This window comes from Amycolatopsis sp. lyj-23, assembly GCF_046549135.1.
Classification (GTDB): Bacteria; Actinomycetota; Actinomycetes; order Mycobacteriales; family Pseudonocardiaceae; genus Amycolatopsis.
On record NZ_JAJPWN010000016.1, the window covers coordinates 162,021 to 178,992 of the forward strand.

19 protein-coding genes are annotated in these 16,972 nt (G+C 71.3%); 10 read left to right on the forward strand and 9 right to left on the reverse strand.

What is annotated here, in order from left to right:
• The first annotated feature begins 13 nt into the window (after positions 1-13).
• From ACLJPY_RS35265 to ACLJPY_RS35295, 7 genes are all read left to right on the forward strand, one after another.
• Positions 14-1,615, forward strand: coding sequence for an amidohydrolase (locus ACLJPY_RS35265; protein ID WP_410595312.1), 1,602 nt, complete (start codon positions 14-16; stop codon positions 1,613-1,615).
• A 58-nt stretch (positions 1,616-1,673) separates the two neighbouring features.
• On the forward strand, positions 1,674-2,114 hold the full coding sequence (locus tag ACLJPY_RS35270) for a GNAT family N-acetyltransferase (protein ID WP_086860184.1): 441 nt from the start codon (positions 1,674-1,676) through the stop codon (positions 2,112-2,114).
• A gap of 40 nt (positions 2,115-2,154) precedes the next feature.
• Positions 2,155-2,838 (forward strand): metal-dependent transcriptional regulator, encoded by a 684-nt coding sequence (locus ACLJPY_RS35275; protein WP_410595313.1) that lies wholly within the window; start codon positions 2,155-2,157, stop codon positions 2,836-2,838.
• Positions 2,839-2,907: 69 nt separating this feature from the next.
• Positions 2,908-3,726, forward strand: a complete 819-nt coding sequence (locus tag ACLJPY_RS35280; protein ID WP_410595314.1) for an LLM class flavin-dependent oxidoreductase — start codon at positions 2,908-2,910, stop codon at positions 3,724-3,726.
• A gap of 73 nt (positions 3,727-3,799) precedes the next feature.
• The gene (locus ACLJPY_RS35285) at positions 3,800-4,132 is read left to right on the forward strand and encodes a transcriptional regulator (RefSeq protein ID WP_410595315.1); all 333 of its coding nucleotides are present in this window, start codon (positions 3,800-3,802) and stop codon (positions 4,130-4,132) included.
• A gap of 20 nt (positions 4,133-4,152) precedes the next feature.
• Complete coding sequence (locus ACLJPY_RS35290) at positions 4,153-5,211, forward strand: zinc-binding dehydrogenase (protein WP_410595316.1); 1,059 nt, start codon at positions 4,153-4,155, stop codon at positions 5,209-5,211.
• Between the two features lie 248 nt (positions 5,212-5,459).
• Positions 5,460-6,086 carry an alpha-ketoglutarate-dependent dioxygenase AlkB family protein gene (locus ACLJPY_RS35295; protein ID WP_410595317.1) on the forward strand — a complete coding sequence of 209 codons (627 nt, stop codon included), beginning with the start codon at positions 5,460-5,462 and terminating at the stop codon, positions 6,084-6,086.
• On the opposite strand, the gene ACLJPY_RS35300 is transcribed toward ACLJPY_RS35295, so the two are convergent.
• Positions 6,083-6,661, reverse strand: coding sequence for an ArsR/SmtB family transcription factor (locus tag ACLJPY_RS35300; RefSeq protein WP_410595318.1), 579 nt, complete (start codon positions 6,659-6,661; stop codon positions 6,083-6,085). The two genes, ACLJPY_RS35295 and ACLJPY_RS35300, sit on opposite strands and share 4 nt — an antisense overlap.
• 81 nt (positions 6,662-6,742) lie before the next feature.
• Here ACLJPY_RS35300 and ACLJPY_RS35305 point away from each other — a divergent pair, with 81 nt between their 5' ends.
• A complete protein-coding gene (locus ACLJPY_RS35305) occupies positions 6,743-7,096 on the forward strand; it encodes a hypothetical protein (protein WP_410595319.1) in 354 nt (117 codons plus the stop codon).
• Entirely contained in the window at positions 7,089-7,328 is a 240-nt protein-coding gene (locus ACLJPY_RS35310) for a hypothetical protein (RefSeq protein ID WP_410595320.1), read from the forward strand. Before ACLJPY_RS35305 ends, ACLJPY_RS35310 begins: the two co-directional genes overlap by 8 nt.
• Here ACLJPY_RS35310 and ACLJPY_RS35315 read toward each other — a convergent pair.
• From ACLJPY_RS35315 to ACLJPY_RS35335, 5 genes are read right to left on the reverse strand one after another with little or no spacing between them, the layout of a single operon-like run.
• Positions 7,325-8,182 carry a biotin-dependent carboxyltransferase family protein gene (locus ACLJPY_RS35315; RefSeq protein ID WP_410595321.1) on the reverse strand — a complete coding sequence of 286 codons (858 nt, stop codon included), beginning with the start codon at positions 8,180-8,182 and terminating at the stop codon, positions 7,325-7,327. The genes ACLJPY_RS35310 and ACLJPY_RS35315 overlap by 4 nt on opposite strands.
• The gene (locus ACLJPY_RS35320; RefSeq protein ID WP_410595322.1) at positions 8,179-8,790 is read right to left on the reverse strand and encodes a 5-oxoprolinase subunit B family protein; all 612 of its coding nucleotides are present in this window, start codon (positions 8,788-8,790) and stop codon (positions 8,179-8,181) included. Before ACLJPY_RS35320 ends, ACLJPY_RS35315 begins: the two co-directional genes overlap by 4 nt.
• The gene (locus tag ACLJPY_RS35325) at positions 8,787-9,536 is read right to left on the reverse strand and encodes a LamB/YcsF family protein (protein WP_410595323.1); all 750 of its coding nucleotides are present in this window, start codon (positions 9,534-9,536) and stop codon (positions 8,787-8,789) included. Before ACLJPY_RS35325 ends, ACLJPY_RS35320 begins: the two co-directional genes overlap by 4 nt.
• A gap of 1 nt (position 9,537) precedes the next feature.
• Entirely contained in the window at positions 9,538-10,332 is a 795-nt protein-coding gene (locus tag ACLJPY_RS35330) for a putative hydro-lyase (RefSeq protein ID WP_410595324.1), read from the reverse strand.
• A 9-nt stretch (positions 10,333-10,341) separates the two neighbouring features.
• Entirely contained in the window at positions 10,342-11,586 is a 1,245-nt protein-coding gene (locus ACLJPY_RS35335) for an MFS transporter (protein ID WP_410595325.1), read from the reverse strand.
• Between the two features lie 117 nt (positions 11,587-11,703).
• Here ACLJPY_RS35335 and ACLJPY_RS35340 point away from each other — a divergent pair, with 117 nt between their 5' ends.
• Complete coding sequence (locus ACLJPY_RS35340; protein ID WP_410595326.1) at positions 11,704-12,426, forward strand: GntR family transcriptional regulator; 723 nt, start codon at positions 11,704-11,706, stop codon at positions 12,424-12,426.
• 220 nt (positions 12,427-12,646) lie between these two features.
• On the opposite strand, the gene ACLJPY_RS35345 is transcribed toward ACLJPY_RS35340, so the two are convergent.
• Genes ACLJPY_RS35345 through ACLJPY_RS35355 form a run of 3 tightly spaced genes read right to left on the reverse strand, consistent with a single transcriptional unit; the run spans position 12,647 to position 16,925 of the window.
• Positions 12,647-14,005: a ricin-type beta-trefoil lectin domain protein gene (locus tag ACLJPY_RS35345; protein WP_410595327.1), complete on the reverse strand. Its 1,359-nt coding sequence runs from the start codon at positions 14,003-14,005 to the stop codon at positions 12,647-12,649.
• Positions 14,002-15,861 carry a ricin-type beta-trefoil lectin domain protein gene (locus tag ACLJPY_RS35350; protein ID WP_410595328.1) on the reverse strand — a complete coding sequence of 620 codons (1,860 nt, stop codon included), beginning with the start codon at positions 15,859-15,861 and terminating at the stop codon, positions 14,002-14,004. Before ACLJPY_RS35350 ends, ACLJPY_RS35345 begins: the two co-directional genes overlap by 4 nt.
• Positions 15,858-16,925 carry an RICIN domain-containing protein gene (locus tag ACLJPY_RS35355; RefSeq protein WP_410595329.1) on the reverse strand — a complete coding sequence of 356 codons (1,068 nt, stop codon included), beginning with the start codon at positions 16,923-16,925 and terminating at the stop codon, positions 15,858-15,860. The genes ACLJPY_RS35350 and ACLJPY_RS35355 overlap by 4 nt, the downstream gene beginning before the upstream one ends.
• Between the last annotated feature and the right edge of the window lie 47 nt (positions 16,926-16,972).

Sequence of the window (16,972 nt, forward strand, 5' to 3'; positions counted from 1 at the left end):
AGCCTCTGAACTCGTGCGAGTCGATGTGGTTTACGAGAACGCCACCGTGTGGACGGGCACGGGTATGACCAGCGCCATTGCCGTCCTGCACGGCCGGGTGGTGGCGCTGGGCGATGACGCCCGCGAGCTCTCCGCGCGTTCGCGTGTCGACCTCGCCGGCGGGTTCGTCGTGCCGGGCTTTCACGACGCGCACAACCACATGGCGTGGTTCGGCATGAGCCTCGACGACGTCCCGCTCAGCGACTGCCGCAGCGTCGAGGAGGTCTACGACGCCGTCGCCGCCCGCGCCGCGACGCTCCCGGCCGGCAGCTGGGTGGTCGGCAGCGGCTACGACCAGAACAAGCTCGACGGCGGACACCCCGACCGGCACGGCCTCGACCGCGCCGCGCCGGGCGTGCTCGTGCGGCTCAAGCACACGTCCGGGCACATGACCGTGGTCAACTCGGCCGTGCTGAACCAGCTCGACCTGGCGCACGTCCCGGTCGGCGGCGACGTCGTGCTCGACGACGGCGGCTCGCCGACCGGCCTGCTGCGCGAGCAGGCCCAGCTGCTGCTGCGGCCGCTCACCTACCCGACCCCGGTCGACCGGGTCGTGCGCGGGCTCGAGCGGGCGTCCGAGCGGTACCTGGCCGAGGGCATCACCAGCGTCCAGGAGGCCGGGATCGGCGGTGGCCTGGTCGGCGAGACCCCCGCCGAACTGGCCGCCTACCAGCAGGCGCGCGAACGCGGCGTGCTGCGCGTGCGCAGCACGGTGATGGTCGCCGCGAGCGTGCTGCACGACCTGCCCGACGGCGCCGGTTTCGGCCTCGACCTCGGCCTGCGCACCGGCCTCGGCGACGAGTGGCTGCGCGTCGGCCCGATGAAGTTGTTCGCCGACGGCTCCCTGGTGGGGCGCACCTGCGCGATGCATGACCCGTTCGACGGCGAGCCGGACAACCGCGGCTACTTCCAGGTGCCCGAGGACGAGCTCGCGCGCACGATCCGCCGCGCGCACGACGCCGGCTGGCAGATCGCGACGCACGCGATCGGCGACCGCGCGATCACCGTCGTCCTCGACGCCTACGAAGCCGCGTTGGCCGCTTCGCCGCGCACGGACCACCGGCACCGCATCGAGCACTGCGCGGTGCTCCAGCCCGCGGAGCTGACCCGGCTCGCCTCGCTCGGGCTGATCCCGTCGCCGCAGGGCCGGTTCGTCAACGAGCTCGGCGACGGCATGCGCGCCGCGCTCGGCGAGGCTCGCGTCCCGTGGTGCTACCGGCTGCGCAGCGTCCTCGACGCGGGTTGCGTGCTTCCCGCCTCCTCGGACCGGCCCGTCGTGAACGGCGCACCGCTGCTCGCACTGGCCGACATGGTCCGTCGGCGCACGGCGTCAGGCGCGCCCTTCGCACCCGAAGAGGCGCTGACGCCGGAGCAGGCGTTGCGCGCGTACACGTACGGCTCGGCGTACGCGACCTTCGCCGAGCGTGACCTGGGCACGCTCGAGCCCGGTAAGCTCGCCGACTTCGCTGTGCTGTCCGGTTCGCCCCTGGACGAGTCCGCTTTGGACGCGCTCACTTCCGGAGAACTCAGCGTGCAAGGCACCGCCGTCGGCGGTGAACTGCGTTACCAAGCCTGATGACCACCTCCCTTCCGGCCCGACCCTAACGACCACCACCGACAAACAGGGAGGCGAGATGCCCGTCCGCGACGCCGTCTTCGAAGACATCGAGGAAATCTGCGCGCTCATCGAGGAGCACGCCGTCTACGAGGACAACCACGACCTCAAGCTCGACCGCGCCGAAATGAGCGGTCACCTGTTCGGGCCGGACCCGAAGGCGTGGGTGCTGATCGCGACCCCGCCCGGCGAGCCGGGGACGGTGGCCGGCTTCGCCTTCTGCAGCTGGAACTTCTCCACCTGGGAGGCGCGGCCGGGGATCTGGCTGGACGACCTGTTCGTCCGCCCTGCGCATCGCCGCCACGGTCTCGGCGGCGAGCTGCTGGACGAACTGCGCAACCGCACGACCGGCCGCGTCGAGTGGGACATGCAGGAGGGCAACGAAAAGGGCGAGGCGTTCTACGCGCAGCTGGGTGCCGAGCCGGTGCCGGGCTGGATCCGCTACCGCTGGCGGCCGTGAACTTTCACGTGAAAGAACCCGGCCCCGTATCGTGTGCGGTATGGGAGCTGGTTCGGTCCGGAGGTCCTCGTCGGTCGAGGACTACGTCCGGGTGATCTACGGCCTGGTCGAGCGGGGCGAGGCGGTCACCAACGCGTCGCTCGCCGGCCGGCTGGAGGTCAGCCCGTCCTCGGCGTCGGGGATGGTCACGAAGCTGTCCCAGCTGGGCCTGGTCACCCACGTGCCGTACCGCGGCATCGAGCTGACGGCCGACGGCAGGCTCCTGGCGCGCTCGGTGCTCCGGCGGCACCGGCTGATCGAGACGTACCTGGTGTCCGAGCTCGGCTACACGTGGGACGAGGTCCACGCGGAGGCGGACGCGCTGGAGCACGCGGTGTCGGACAGGCTGGTCGAGCGCATCGCGGCGAAGCTCGGCAACCCGGTCCGGGATCCGCACGGAGATCCGATCCCGGCCCCGGACGGCAGCGTCGAAGAGCTGCCGGTCCGGATCCTCGACGACCTCCCGCCGGGCGCCGTCGGCGAGATCGTCCGGGTCTGGGACACCGACCCGGAACTGCTGCGCTACCTGACGGAACACGCGATCAACCTGGGCGAACGCATCGAGGTCGTGGAGCGCCAGCCGTTCGGCGGCCCGATGGTGGTGAAGGTGGGCTCGCCGCCGGACGCGGCCACGCACGCCATCGGCAAGGAGATCGCCCAGGCGTTGTCGGTCACCCTGCGCTGAGAGGCGTACGCGCGGATGACGTCGTGAAGCGGATGTGGTGACGAACCCGCGCCCGCGACCATGCTCGGCATGAAATCCTTCCGCTTCGGCATCGTCGCCGGTTACGCGCCCGACCTCACGTCCTGGACCGCTCAAGCCGAACGCGTCGAGAAGCTCGGCTTCGACACCTTGCTCGCCACCGATCCGGTCGGCACCGCCGACCCCTTCGTGCTGCTCGGGGCCGCCGCCGCGGTCACGATCGACCTCACCGTCGGCACCTTCGTCCTCGCCGACCCCTTCCGCGACGCGCGGGCCCTCGACTGGCAGGTGCAGACCCTTCACCAGCAGACCCGCGGCCGGTTCGAGCTCGGGCTCGGCGTCGGGCGGCCCGGGGCCGACGCGCACGCCGCAGGCCTCGGCCGGGAGTTCCCCTCACCGGGTGAGCGCATCACACGGATGGCCGCCACCATCGCTCACCTGAAGCAGCGCGCCGACCGGCCGCGGCTGGTGCTCGCGGGCGGCGGGCCGAAAATGCTGGCGCTCGCCGCGCAAGAAGCCGACACCGTCACGTTCAGCTGGGCGCCGACGACGACCGAAGCCGAGGCGCAGTCCATTGTGGATCGATTCCGGGCGCTCGCCGGGCCGCGGCTGCCGGAGATCGAACTCGGGCTGAACCTGATGGCCGTCGGGACCGCGCCGTCGCCGGGGATCGCGCGGTGGGCCGGGGTCGACGTGCCCGAACTCGTCGCGGGCGGCGCCGTGACCGTCCTGCCCGAAGATCCCGGCCACGCCGCGGAAACCCTTCTCCGGTGGCGGGAACGGTGGGGGATTTCCTACGTCACGATCAACTCCGGCTACGCGGAACCGTTCGCAGCGATCGCCGACGAGACGCGCAAGGCAGGTGGGTGAGGGCCCTTCCGATCTTGGGAAGCGGCGCCTACGCTCCAATGTTCTGTAAACGGGAGTGCTTCGGAGCGTTGTGATGACCGGTCAGCGAACACGCACCATCGACCGGGGGGAACAGGCGGAGCTGAGCCGGCTGCTGGCAGCCGGGCCGTTCGACGTGGCCCTGCGGGCGGCGATCCGGGCCCGCGGCCTCGGCCTCGAGCGGATCCGCTATCGCTTGCGCGGCAGGGGAACCACGGTCAGCCTGGCCACCCTCAGCCACTGGCAGTCCGGGCGGTGCCGTCCCGAGCGGCCGGAATCGTTGGAGGCCCTGCGGAATCTCGAGGACATCCTGAACGTGCCGGACGGCTCGCTCAGCAAGCTGCTGGGCCCGCCGCGGCACCGGACGAGGTTCCACGCGCTCACCTGAGGGGCGGTTAGGCTCGCGCCATGCGAGCTGTCGTGATGGAGGAGTTCTGCGTCCCGCCCGTCGTGCGGGACGTGCCGGAGCCGGTGGCCGCGCCGGGCGGGGCGGTGATCGAGGTCGACGCCACCGGCGTCTGCCGCAGTGACTGGCACACCTGGCAGGGCCACGACGCCGCCGTCACGCTGCCGCACGTCGCCGGACACGAGCTCGCCGGCCGGGTCGTCGCGCTCGGCGACGGCGTCCGCGGCTGGGAACTCGGCGCGCGCGTCACCGTGCCCTTCGTCTGCGCCTGCGGCACCTGCGCCCAGTGCGCCCGCGGTGACCAGCAGATCTGCGACCGCGAGTTCCAGCCCGGGGCCACGCACTGGGGTTCGTTCGCCGAGCGCGTCGCCATCGAGCACGCCGAGACGAACCTGGTCGCGCTGCCGGACTCGCTCGGCGCCGCCGAGGCCGCGGCGCTGGGCTGCCGGTTCGGCACGGCGTTCCGCGCGGTGCTGCGGCAGGGCCGCGTCACCGCGGGCCAGTGGGTGTCCGTGTACGGCTGCGGCGGCGTCGGGATTTCGGCGGTGCTGCTGGCCGTCGCGGCCGGGGCGAAGGTCGTCGCGGTCGACGTTTCGCCGGCCGCCCTGCAGCTCGCGGCGAAATCCGGTGCCGCCGTCACCGTCGACTCGTCGGCCTTCGACGGTCCGGAGGCCGTCGCCGCGCACGTGCGCGAGCTGACCGGCGGTGGCACGCACGTCTCGCTCGACTGCCTCGGCGCGCCATCGACGTGCGCGGCGTCGGTCGGCAGCCTCCGCAAGCGCGGCCGGCACGTGCAGGCCGGGCTGATGCCGCCCGCGCAGGGCATCGCGCCGATCCCGATGCACCGGGTCATCGGCGGCGAGCTGGAGCTGGTCGGCACCCACGGGCTGCCCGCCCACGAATACCCGGAGCTGCTGCGCGTCGTCGAGACGGCGGGCATCGACCTCGCCGCGCTGATCGGCAGGCGCATCGGGCTCGACGACGTCCCGGCCGCGCTGGCCGCGATGAACGACCCGGTGCCGGCGCAGGCGGGCGTCACCGTTGTGACGTTCAGTGAGTGATCGGCGGCGCCGCGGTCAAGAGACCCGTTCGTAGCTGATCCACGCTGGCTTGGGACATTCAGGTGTGGGAACGTCTAGTCCATGGTGGCCCAAAGCGAGGGGATGCGGCCGCAGGACCGTCCCGTTGGTCCATCGGGGCGACTCCTGCGGCTGTTCGCCACCGCGGGCATCACGTTCCGCGGTCACCGCGTGGTGCCCGCGATGATCACCTACCGTGTGCGGCGGGGGACTCCGGCACAATCGAGGTGATGGACGCCCTCCTCCCGCGCCCGCGCGCCGAGCTCGCGCCCGGCGCCGTGCACCTGCCCGACTGGCTCGCCTTCGACGAGCAGCGCGAGCTCGTCGCCGCCTGCCGCGGGTGGTCCGGCTACCGCCACACCCGGCTGCCGAACGGCGGCGTGATGTCGGTGAAATCGGTCTGCCTCGGCTGGCACTGGTACCCGTACGGCTACTCGCGCACGACCGGCGAGGGGACGCCGGTGCTGCCCTTCCCGGACTGGCTCGGCGACCTCGGCCGCCGCGCGCTCGCGGCCGCGTACGGCGAGCCGTCCGAGACGTACGCGCCGGACATCGCGCTCGTGAACTTCTACGACGCCACCGCGAAGATGGGGCTGCACCAGGACAAGGACGAGCGCAGCCTGGAACCGGTGGTGTCGTTCAGCCTCGGTGACGCCTGCGTGTTCCGCTTCGGCAACACCGAAACCCGCGGCCGGCCGTACACGGATGTCGAACTCCGCTCCGGGGACGCGTTCGTGTTCGGCGGCCCGTCCCGGCTGGCCTACCACGGTGTGCCGAAGATCCTGCCGGGCACGGCCGACCCGGCGCTGGGCCTGACCGGGCGGCTGAACATCACGCTGCGGGTGTCCGGCCTCTAGTCCTCTGTGGACTCCTCGTCCGGCACCACGACGAACCGGACGGCCACCGAGCGCGACCCTTCGGGGTGCTGCCCCGGCTCGGTGGCGTACTTCCACACCAGGTTCTGGTACTCCTCGACGAAGGACGTGACCTGCTCCTTCGTCAGGTACAGCCCGGCGCGGTGGATCTGGTTCCAGCCTTCGGAGTGCTCGTAGCCCGCGTACGCCCGCGTGACCAGGCCCAGGTCGTGGCTCATCTTGAGGGCGCCGAGCTTGAGCATCGCCTCGCGCTCGTCCGGCGCGAGCTCGAGCCCCGGCGGGGTGTAGATGTCCTTCGAGCGCGACTTCCACCAGCGCTCACGGCCGTCCCCGCGGTCGGTGAGCTCCTCGATCAGCTCCAAGTCGGCGAGCCGCCGGAGGTGGTAGCTGGTCGTCCCGGTGCTCTCGCCGAGGGCCTTCGCGACGCTCGTCGAGTTCGCCTCGCCGTGTTTGCCCAGGTAACCGAGGATGTCCCGGCGCACGGGATTCGCCAGTGCCTTGTAGAAGGCCTTGAGGTCCGCGCCGGTCAGGACGCGCTTTTCGGGACGTTCGACCATGCCGCGAGCGTACTACAGAGATTGTTTGCAAAGAACCTCTGCAATCGCTACCTTGGGTCGGGAGAGAGCACGGGGGTTCGCATGAAAAAGCTGTTCTGGGCGGCGGGGCTGGGCCTGCTGCCGTGGATCGCGGTACTGGGGACGACGCTGCCGGACGTCGTGGCGGCGCAGCACTGGCGGCTGGCCTGGACGGGCCTCGACGCGGCGGAAGCGCTCGGTCTGCTGCTCACGGCGTGGCTGCTGAGCCGCGGTGACGCGCGAACGCCGCTGGTCGCGACGGCCACGGCCACGCTGCTGCTGGCCGACGCCTGGTTCGACGTCGTGACGGCCGGCGACGACGTGGTGTTTTCCCTGCTCATGGCCGGCCTGGAGGTACCGCTGGCGCTGGCGTGCCTGTCGGCCGCGGTGCCGCGGCCGGCGCCGGCGCATGTCTGACCTGGACGCCCGGCTGCGCGACGAAATCGACGACCAGGTCGCCGAGGCCCTGGACGCCTACTTCGCCGAGCGGCGGCCGAGCCGGCCGCCGCGCGCGTGGCCCGTGGTGGTGACGGTGGCACTGGGGGTCGCCACCGCCTGGGTCGCACCCGGCGTGGCCTGGGCGGCGTGGCTCGCGATCGCGGTCACGAACGTCGCCTGGCTGGTGGTCGTGCGGGGCAAGGCGGGTTAGCACCCCCGCCTTGCCCCGCACGACGCGGGACGGAAGCGCACGGTTTGGCCGGGGCGAAGCTGAGCGGCCAGGTCGAGGTCCTCCTCCTCGACGACGGCGATCACCGGGTAACCGCCGGTCGCCGGGTGGTCGGCGTGGAACAGGATCGGCTGGCCCGACGGCGGTACCTGCACCGATCCCGGCACGCACGCCTCCGACGGCAGCTCGTCGTGGCGGGCCCGGGACAGCGCGGGCCCGGTGAACCGGATGCCGACGCGGTCCGAGTCCGGCGAGACCGTGTACACAGTGGACAAAAGCTCGTCCGGCGCCGCGAACCAGTCGCGACGCGGGCCCGGCGTCACGCGCAGCACCGGGTCCGCCGGCCGGGCCGCCCGTGGCGCGAGGTCCACCACCGGGAACGTCCGCGGGGCCGGGCCGATCGGCAGCAGCGTCCCGGCCGTCACCGGCGGCGGGCCCAGCTTGCCGAGCGTGTCCGTCGCCCGGGACCCGAGCACCGGCGGCACGTCGATGCCGCCGCGCACCGCGACGTAGCACCGCAGTCCCGACACCGCCGTGCCCAGCGCCAGTTCCTCCCCGGGCCGCAGCGTGATCGGCCCGTTCAGGCCAACCTTCGAGAGCGGGCAGTCGGCGCCGGTGACCGCCACCGTCGTGACGCCGCAAGCGCGCAGCACCAGCCCGCCGAGCGTGACCTCCAGGGCCGCCGCCCCCTCCGGGTTCCCGACCAGCCGGTTCGCCAGCCGGTACGACCCGCGGTCGGCCGCGCCGGACCGGCCGACGCCGAGGGCCGCGTGGCCCGGACGGCCGAGGTCCTGCACCGTCGTGGCGAACCCCGGCCGGACGACCTCCAGCTTCACGACGGCACCGCCTCGAAGCGCACCCGGGTACCCGGCGGCAGCAGGTTCGGCGGGTCGCGTTCGACGTCCCACACCGGCACGTCCGTCCGGCCCAGCAGCCGCCAGCCGCCCGGGGACGCGCTCGGGTAGATCGCGCTGTACTCGCCCGCGATCGCCACCGAGCCCGCCGGGATCCGGGTGCGCGGCGACGACCGGCGCGGCACGTGCAGCACCGGGTCCGACCCCGACAGGTACGCGAAGCCGGGCGCGAATCCGCAGAACGCCGAAACGTACGTTCCGGCGGTGTGCCGCGAGATCAAGGAAGGAACGCTCAACCCCGTCTCCGCGGCGACGTCGGCGAGGTCCTCGCCGTCGTACACCACCGGGACCACCACCTCGCCCGCGTCCGCCGCCGCACTGTCCACAGGGGACACTCGACGCAGCAGCGCACCCAGCCGTTCCGCGTTCGTCACCGCGGGGTCGAAGCGGACCAGCAGCGTCCGGGCCGCCGGGACCAGCTCTTCCACCCCGTCCGGTTCGAGGCGGGAGACCGCCGCCTGGAACCCCAGGACGTCGGCCGTCTCCACCAGCACCGCGCGCCGGCCGCACGGCAGCAGCCGGACGGTCATCCGGTGAACGCGGCGAGCTGGATGCCCGCCTCGGTCAGGGCCGCTTCGATCCGCCGGGCCAGCTCGACCGCGCCAGGGGTGTCCCCGTGCACGCACAGGGAATCCGGGCGCAGCTCGAGCTTGGTGCCGTTCTCCGTGACGACGCCGCCGGTCGCCATGCCGACCGCGCGCTCGGCCACCGAAGCCGCGTCGTGCAGGACCGCGCCCGGCCGCCCGCGCGGCACGAGCTTGCCGTCGGCGGTGTAGGCCCGGTCGGCGAACGCCTCGGCGTAGGCCACCACGCCGGACTTCTCCGCCTCCCGCTGCATCTCCGAGTTCGGCAGGCACAGCAACGCCAGTTCGGGGTCGTACCGGCGCAGGCCCTCGACGATCGCCGCCGCCTGCTCGACGTCCACGGCCGCGGTGTTGTACAACGCGCCGTGCGGCTTCACGTACGTCACGCAGCTGCCCGCCGCGCGCGCGAACGCGTCGAGCGCGCCGATCTGGTAGAGCACTTCGTCCGCCAGTTCGTCCGGTGCGATGGCCAGCGCCCGCCTGCCGAAGCCGGCCAGGTCGCGGTAGCCGACGTGCGCGCCGATCGCCACCCCGCGCTCGGCCGCCAGTTCACACACCCGCCGCATCACCGACGGGTCGCCGGCGTGGAAGCCGCACGCGATGTTCGCGCTGGTCACGATGTCGAGCATGGCTTCGTCGTCGCCCATCTCCCAGGCGCCGAAGCCCTCGCCGAGATCGCTGTTCAGGTCCATTTCAGCCCACCCGGTATTCGCTGTCGTGCCGATCGGTGATGAACATGTACCCCGGCGCGTGGGTGATCGCAAAGGGAGGCCGCGACGCCATCAGCGCTGCCTGCGGGGTGACGCCGCATGCCCAGAACACCGGCACGTCCCCGGGCTGCGCGTCCACCGGGTCGCCGAAGTCCGGCCGGGCCAGGTCCTCGATGCCCAGCGCGCGCGGGTCACCGATGTGCACCGGGGCGCCGTGCACGGCCGGCATCGCGCGGGTGATCCGGATGGCGTCGTCGACGCGGTCCTCCGGGATCTGCCGCATCGACACCACCATCGGCCCGAACAGCCGCCCGGCGGGCGCGCACGGCCGGTTCGTCACGTACATGGCGACGTTGCGGCCCTGCTCGACGTGCCGCAGCGGGACGCCCTCGGCGGCCAGCGCCGTCTCGAAGGTGAAGCTGCAGCCGATGGAGAAGGCGACCATGTCGCTGCGCCACAGACCGGTCGCGTCGGCCACCTCCCCGGCGAGCACGCCGTTCTGCCAGATCCGGTAGCGCGGCAGGTCGGTCCGCAGGTCCGCGCCCTCGGCGAGCCGGGTGGCGGGGTCGCCGGGGTCGGTGACGTCGAGCAGCGGGCACGGCTGCGGGTTGCGGGTGCAGAACAGCAGGACGTCGTAGGCCCAGTCCTCGGGCACGGCGATCAGGTTGGTCTGGGTGAAGCCGCCGGCCCAGCCGGTCGTGGGGTGGGCGGTGCCGGAGCGGAACGCCGCCCGGGCCTGCGCCGGGGTGAACGTGGCCAGTTCGTCGATGGTCGTCATGGGTCCCCCTCAGTCGGCGAGTTCGATGCCGCGGGTCTCCGGGAGGCCGAGCAGGGCCAGCACGGCGATGCCGTAGCCGAGCGCGCCGAACACGATCGCGCCGCCCGCGCCGAGGAAACCCACGACGGTCGGGAAGATCGCGCCGACCGCGCGGCCGAAGTTGTACGTGAAGCCCTGCCCGGTGCCGCGCAGCGCCGTCGGGTACAGCTCGGCGAGGTAGGCGCCGAACCCGCTGAAGATCGCGGACATCGAGAACCCGAGCGGGAAGCCCAGCACCAGCACGAGCCCGTTGGCGCCCTTGGGGATCTGCGTGTACGCCACGATCAACGCGGCCGAGAGCAGCGCGAACGTCAGGAAGGTCTTCTTGCGGCCCAGCAGGTCGGTCAGGTAGCCGCCGCAGACGTACCCGACGAAGGCACCGGTGATGAGGAAGGCCAGGTAGCCGCCGGTGCCGATGACGGTCAGCTCGCGCGTCTTCTTGAGGTAGGACGGCAGCCACGTCGAGATCGTGTAGTACCCGCCCTGGACGCCGGTGGCCAGCAGCGCGGCGAACAACGTCGTGCGCAGGAGATCGCCCTTGAAGATCTTGCCGAGCGTGCCCTTCGGGCGCTCGGTCTTCAGCCGCTCTTCGGCGCGCGGCGCGTCCTGGACGCTCTTGCGGACCCACAGCACCAGCAACGCCGGGATGACGCCGGTCCAGAACATGATCCGCCAGGCCACGTCGTCGCTGGCCACGCTGAACACGACGGTGTAGACGATCACCGACAGGCCCCAGCCGACCGCCCAGGCGCTCTGCACGAACGCCACGGTCCGGCCGCGGTACTTGGCCTGCGAGTACTCCGCGACCAGCGCGGCGCCGGCCGCCCACTCGCCGCCGAAGCCGAGGCCCTGCAGCGCGCGGAAGACCAGCAGCGTCTCGAAGTTGGGGGCGAACCCGCAGAGCACGGTGAAGACCGTGTACATCGCGATGGTGATCTGCAGGGTGCGGACGCGGCCGATCCGGTCGGCCAGCATGCCCGCCCCGACGCCGCCGACGGCCGAGACGACCAGCGTCGTCGTGCCGAGCAGACCGGCCTCGCCGCTGGAAATGCCGAAGTACGCGGTGATCGCGGCCAGGCCGAGCGGCAGGGTCTGGTAGTCGAACGAGTCCAGGCCGTACCCGCCGAACGCACCGGCGAAGGCGCGGCGGCCCCGTTTTCCGAGTGTGCGGAACCAGTCGAACGGCCGGGACTCGGTAGCGGTCGTGGCAGTCATGGAGCACCTCCTGGCCAGTGTCTCTCATCGTGGCGTGCCTCACACGGTAGAGATTGTTGAACAATTCCACAAGACACCAATTCGATCGTCCTCTGGGTGCCGGGTAGCATTGGTGGCGTGGTCATCGAAGACAGCGGCGCCGCGGGCCTGGCGGCCGATCGGAGCCTGGTCACGCGCAAGAGCACGGCCGAGCGGGTCGCCGGCGTGCTGCGCAACCGCATCGCGGAGGGGTTCTTCCTCCCCGGCGGCCGGCTGTCGGAGCAGGACATCGGCACCGCGCTCGGCGTCTCCCGCAACACCCTGCGCGAGGCGTTCCGGCTGCTCACCCACGAGCGGCTGCTGGCCCACGAGCTCAACCGCGGGGTCTTCGTCCGCATCCCGAGCGTCGAGGACGTCGTCGACATCTACCGGGTGCGCAAGATCATCGAATGCGCGGCGGTCCGCGGGGTGACGGCCAAGCCGCCGTCGTTCGCGCGGATCAAGGAGAAGGTCGAGATCGGCGACGAGGCCGCGCGCAGCGGCAACTGGAAGGACCTCGGCACCGCGAACGTCTGGTTCCACCAGGAGCTGGCCGCGCTGTCGGGCAGCGAGCGGGTGAACGAGCTGGTCGCCCGGCTGACCGCCGAGCTGCGGCTGGTGTTCCACATCATGGCCGAGCCGCGGCGCTTCCACGAGCGCTACCTGCCCCGCAACCACGAGATCCTCGACCGCATCGAGGCCGGCGACGGCCCGGGCGCGGAGCAGCTGCTGATGAAGTACCTCGACGACGCCGAGGAGCAGCTGGTGGGCGCGTACGCCGACCGGGCCGAGGCGGCTCGCGCGGCCATCGCGGCGGAGTAGCGGGGCGTTCGGGCAGGGTTGAGCGTTCGGACGGTCCGAGCACGAGCCGGACGCGATATCCGGTCGATAGCCTCGGAGGCGGTTCCGCCGCCGGAGACCCCCAGCGGCAGGCGGGACCCCTCGCTGCCGGGTCGCCGCTTCCCCAGGGCCGCGGCCCGGCAGCCCAGCACGCACGAAGGCCCGGCCGGAACTCCGGCCGGGCCTTCGGGGTGGTGCGGGGTCAGCCGGCGTAGCGGGCGAAGATCCTCGTGAAGTCCCACGCCTGCTGGGAGACACCGGAGCAGGTGTCGTTGTTCGGATAGCCGGCGGGGCACGGGCGGTCGCGGTTCGCCGACCAGAACGTCAGCCGGGCCAGGTGGTGCGCGTTGGCGTAGCCCAGGATGGTCGTGAAGTCGTTCAGCGTGACCGTCTCGCCGTTGTCGGTGATGCCGTTCATCGACGAGATGCCCATGTGCCGGTAGGCGGTGTCGTCGTCGTAGCCGTACGCGCTCTTGACGACGTTCTTGAGCCCTTCGGCCGCCCGCTGCGTCAGCGTGCCCATGTTCTGGCCGGCGCCGCCGAAGTCGAACGGCATGATGACCCAGCCGTCGACCGTGAGGCCGGCCTGCGCCGCGCGGTTCACCAGGCTGTTGTCGGGTCCGGACTGGCCGGTGCCGAAGGTGATGTAGATCTTGATGCCCGGGTTGTTCGCCCGGACCGTCTTCAGCGCGTCGACCGTGCGCTGCTGCACGGTCGCGTTGCTGTAGGCGTCGGCCTCGATGTCGATGTCGATCGCCTTGAGGCCGTAGGCGCTGATCACCTTCTGGTAGGCCGCCGCCAGCTCGCCCGCGCTGCCGCAGGAGGACTCCAGCTTGTTGCCGGAGTAGCCGCCGAACGACGGGATGACGTCGCCGCCGCCCGCGCGGACCGTGTTGATCGTGCCCTGGTCGACGCCGCCGGTGAGCGCCCGGCCGCCGTCCCACTGCGGGTTGCAGTAGCCGTTGGACAGCACGAACGCCAGCGTGAACCACTTGACGCCGGTGGCGTTCTGGATCGTCGCCGGGTTGGGCGGGTCGCCCCAGCCGTTGTAGAGGTACGGCGCCACGGCCATCACGCCTGGCCCGGGCGGCGGAGTCGTACCGCCGGACGGGAGCGTCCACTGCTGGTTGGCCGTGCTCGCGCACGTCCAGATCTGCAGCCGCGTCCCGTTGGCGCTGGAGTTGCCGGTGGCGTCGAGGCACTTGCCGGACCCGGTGTTGACCAGGTTCTTCGCCGCGTTGGCCGTCCACTTCTGGGCGCCGGAGCCGTTGCAGTCCCAGAGCTGGACGGTGGTGCCGTTCGCGGTGCCGGCGCTCGTGACGTCCAGGCACTTGCCCAGCGCCTGCAGTGAACCGTCGCTGCCGACCGTCCACTGTTGCGCATTGGTGCCGTTGCAGTCGTAGAGCTGGATCGCGGTGCCGTTGGCCGTGCTCGCCGCGTTGACGTCGACGCACTTGCCCGCGATGCCGGTGATCGGCCCGGTCGCCGCGTGGGCGACGCCGGGGACGAGCACCAGCGCCGAGGTGGCGATCAGTGCGCCGAAAACTGCCTTGAGTTTCATGCGGGCACGTTCCACTTCTGGTTGGCCGCACCGGTGCAGGTCCAGATCTGCAGCCGGGTGCCGTTGGCGCTGGTGTTGCCGGTGGCGTCGACGCACTTGTTCGAACCCGCGCCGACGATGTCCTTGGCCGCCGTGGCCGCCCACTTCTGGTTGGCCGTCCCGCCGCAGTCCCACAGTTGCAGCTGAGCACCATCCGCTGTGGACTGTCCGGTGACGTCGAGGCACTTGCCGAGCGCCTTCAGCGTGCCGTCGGTGCCGAGGGTCCACTGTTGCGCGGTCGAGCCGTTGCAGTCGTAGAGCTGGACCGCGGTGCCGTTGGCGCTGTTCGCGCCCGCGACGTCGATGCACTTGCCGCCGAGGCCGGTGATCGGGCCGGTCTTGCCGGTGGTGCCGCCGTTGCCCTGGGTGCCGTTCCAGGTGAACGTCGCCGACGTGTGGCCGGGCAGGGTGTAGCTGAACGACGAGCCGCCCCAGTTCACCCGGACGCTCTGGCTGCCGGTCCCGGAGTTGTACGCGATCAGCGCCTTCGAGCCGTCCGGGTTCTTCCAGGCGACGTTGCGGACGGTCGAGTTGTCGTTCGAGTCGATCCGGTACGCGCCCGGCTTCACGAACTTCGTCAGGTGGCCCATCGTGTAGTACTCGACGGTGTAGTCGACCTGCCCGCTGCGCGAGTCTCCGTTGTGGACGGTGATCAGGCCGGTGCAGGTGCCGCAGCCGCCGTTGTGCGGGCCCATGTTCTGGTCGACGGCGAGGCTCCACTTCGTGACGCTCTTCGACCAGTTGCGCGTGTAGTCGACGATGTTGTTCATGTCCTCGGCCTGCTGGTTCGAGATCCAGGTGCCGCCGGAGTGCTCGGTCGAGTAGGCGTTGACGTTCGGGTACTGGTTGTGCGTGGTCGTCTGCTGCGCGATGTCCCCGCCGTACCCGTGCCAGGCGACGCCGCCGAAGTTCGGGTGGGTGCGGATCGCCGGGTCGTCCAGCGTCGGTGCGCCGTAGGACGCGTAGGTGTCCCAGTTCCAGTCCAGGGCCAGCACCTTGGTGGACAGGCCGGCGTTCTGGAGCGCGGGCAGCAGGTTGTTCTTCGCGAAGTACGCCAGTCCGGCGCCGTTCCAGTTGGTCGACGGGTAGCTCGAGCAGCACGTCGGCTCGTTCTGCATCGAGACGTAGTCGATCGGCACGCCCGCGGCCTGGTAGGCCTGGAGGTACTTGACGAAGTACTGCGCGTAGGCCGGGTAGTACTGCGATTCGACCCAGCCCAGCAGGTAGCTGTCGTTGTCCTTCATCCACGGCGGCGCGCTCCACGGCGACGCCATCACCTTGGCCTGCGGGTTGAGCTGCTTGGCCTGCTTGGTCAGCGGCAGCACGTCGGCCTGGTCGTGGGCGATGGAGAAGTGCGTCAGGTTCGGGTCGGTCTGGCCGGCCGGCACGTCGTCGAAGGTGTAGCTGTAGCGGGCCAGGTCGGACGCACCGAGCGGGTTGCGGATGAAGCTCAGGCCGATGCCGTTGTTCGGGTCGAACAGTTTCCGCATGGTGTCGTCGCGGGTGGCCTGTGACAGCGCGCCGCTGGAGTTCATCAGCCAGGCCGCGGTGTCCGTGAAGGACGCTCCGCCGCCTTCGAACTGCTGGTAGGTGGTGTTTTCGTTGACGTTGATGGTCACCCCGCCGCTGCCGGTGCCCGCGGCGAACGCCACCGGAGTCTGCTGCTGGAGGCCGCGGGTGACCGTCCGCCCGCCGGCGTCGCTGGTCGTGGTGAGCCAGATGTTGACCGTTTCGCCGGCGGCCTGCGCGGGCACGGCGAAGGTGGCCGCGGTGAGCGCGGCCGCGGCTGTCGCCGCGAGGAGAGAACGCTTTCTCATGGCAGAGTCCACTTCTGGTTCGCGCCGGACCCGCAGGTCCAGATCTGGAGCCGGGTCCCGTTGGCGCTGGAGTTGCCGGTCGCGTCGAGGCACTTGCCCGAGCCGGCGTTCACGAGGTTCTTCGAACCGTTCGCCGTCCACTTCTGGGCGCCCGATCCGTTGCAGTCCCACAGTTGCGTCGTCGTGCCGTTGGCCGTGCCCGCGCTGGTGACGTCGAGGCACTTGCCGAGGGCTTTCAGCGACCCGTCACTGCCGGCCGTCCACTGTTGCGCACTGGTGCCGTTGCAGTCGTAGAGCTGCACGGCGGTGCCGTTGGCGTTGTTCGCGCCGGCGACGTCGACGCACTTGCCGCCGATGCCGGTGATCGCGCCGCCGTTCCCGGTGGGCGGCGGTGTCGTGCCGCCCGCGAACTGCGTCGCGACCTGCTCGCCGAGGCTGACCGCGTTGGCGTGGTTCTCGATCGGGTTGACGTGCGTGTTCGGGAACACGATGTAGGTCACCGGGCCCTCGGTGCCGCCGTTCTTCGGGTCCGGGTTGATGCCGAGGCTCGCGGCGGTGGCGTAGGAGGCCTCGCCGATGATGCTCGTCGGGCCGGTGTCGCCGACCACCGCGTAGGTGACCTGGTTGTTGTAGACCACCGCCACGACCGAGCCGCCGTCGATGCCGTAGTTGCGGTAGTCCCAAGTGGACGTCGGCTGCGGCAGCACGATGTAGGGCAGTTGCGCCGCGTTCAGTGGCTGATCGGTGGAAGTGTGGAACGCGGTGTCGGGGTAGAAGCAGCAGTCGGTGTTCTCGTTGCACTGCGTGGTGCGGACGCCGTCGCAGTCGACGTCCATGTCGGCCGTGAAGAACACCGCGCCGTTGGCCTGGCAGACGGGCACGGTCGCCGCGCCGCCTTCGTCGAAGGAGTACTTGCCGTTGGAGATCTGCTGGCACGTCTGGGTTTTGGCGAGGAGCTGGCTCGCGGACGGACCCGCTTCGACCGCCGCCTGGGCCGAGCCGGTCGTGAAGGAAGAAAGCGCTAACAGGGCACACCCCATTAGCGCGACGAGGATTCGCCGCACTTGTAGTTCTCCTTGGGGAGCGGACCGGGAGCTACGCGCTCCCGGCC

Bases quoted from the DNA above. Each gene is read 5' to 3' on its own strand.
- ACLJPY_RS35285 (WP_410595315.1), top strand. From the start codon at position 3,800: ATGACCGGTCAGCGAACACGCACCATCGACCGGGGGGAACAGGCGGAG.
- ACLJPY_RS35295 (WP_410595317.1), top strand. From the start codon at position 5,460: ATGGACGCCCTCCTCCCGCGCCCGCGCGCCGAGCTCGCGCCCGGCGCC.
- ACLJPY_RS35345 (WP_410595327.1), bottom strand. From the start codon at position 14,005: ATGAAACTCAAGGCAGTTTTCGGCGCACTGATCGCCACCTCGGCGCTG.
- ACLJPY_RS35335 (WP_410595325.1), bottom strand. From the start codon at position 11,586: ATGACTGCCACGACCGCTACCGAGTCCCGGCCGTTCGACTGGTTCCGC.
- ACLJPY_RS35310 (WP_410595320.1), top strand. From the start codon at position 7,089: ATGTCTGACCTGGACGCCCGGCTGCGCGACGAAATCGACGACCAGGTC.
- ACLJPY_RS35290 (WP_410595316.1), top strand. From the start codon at position 4,153: ATGCGAGCTGTCGTGATGGAGGAGTTCTGCGTCCCGCCCGTCGTGCGG.
- ACLJPY_RS35350 (WP_410595328.1), bottom strand. From the start codon at position 15,861: ATGAGAAAGCGTTCTCTCCTCGCGGCGACAGCCGCGGCCGCGCTCACC.
- ACLJPY_RS35300 (WP_410595318.1), bottom strand. From the start codon at position 6,661: ATGGTCGAACGTCCCGAAAAGCGCGTCCTGACCGGCGCGGACCTCAAG.
- ACLJPY_RS35280 (WP_410595314.1), top strand. From the start codon at position 2,908: ATGAAATCCTTCCGCTTCGGCATCGTCGCCGGTTACGCGCCCGACCTC.
- ACLJPY_RS35325 (WP_410595323.1), bottom strand. From the start codon at position 9,536: ATGGACCTGAACAGCGATCTCGGCGAGGGCTTCGGCGCCTGGGAGATG.
- ACLJPY_RS35305 (WP_410595319.1), top strand. From the start codon at position 6,743: ATGAAAAAGCTGTTCTGGGCGGCGGGGCTGGGCCTGCTGCCGTGGATC.
- ACLJPY_RS35270 (WP_086860184.1), top strand. From the start codon at position 1,674: ATGCCCGTCCGCGACGCCGTCTTCGAAGACATCGAGGAAATCTGCGCG.
- ACLJPY_RS35330 (WP_410595324.1), bottom strand. From the start codon at position 10,332: ATGACGACCATCGACGAACTGGCCACGTTCACCCCGGCGCAGGCCCGG.
- ACLJPY_RS35275 (WP_410595313.1), top strand. From the start codon at position 2,155: ATGGGAGCTGGTTCGGTCCGGAGGTCCTCGTCGGTCGAGGACTACGTC.
- ACLJPY_RS35320 (WP_410595322.1), bottom strand. From the start codon at position 8,790: ATGACCGTCCGGCTGCTGCCGTGCGGCCGGCGCGCGGTGCTGGTGGAG.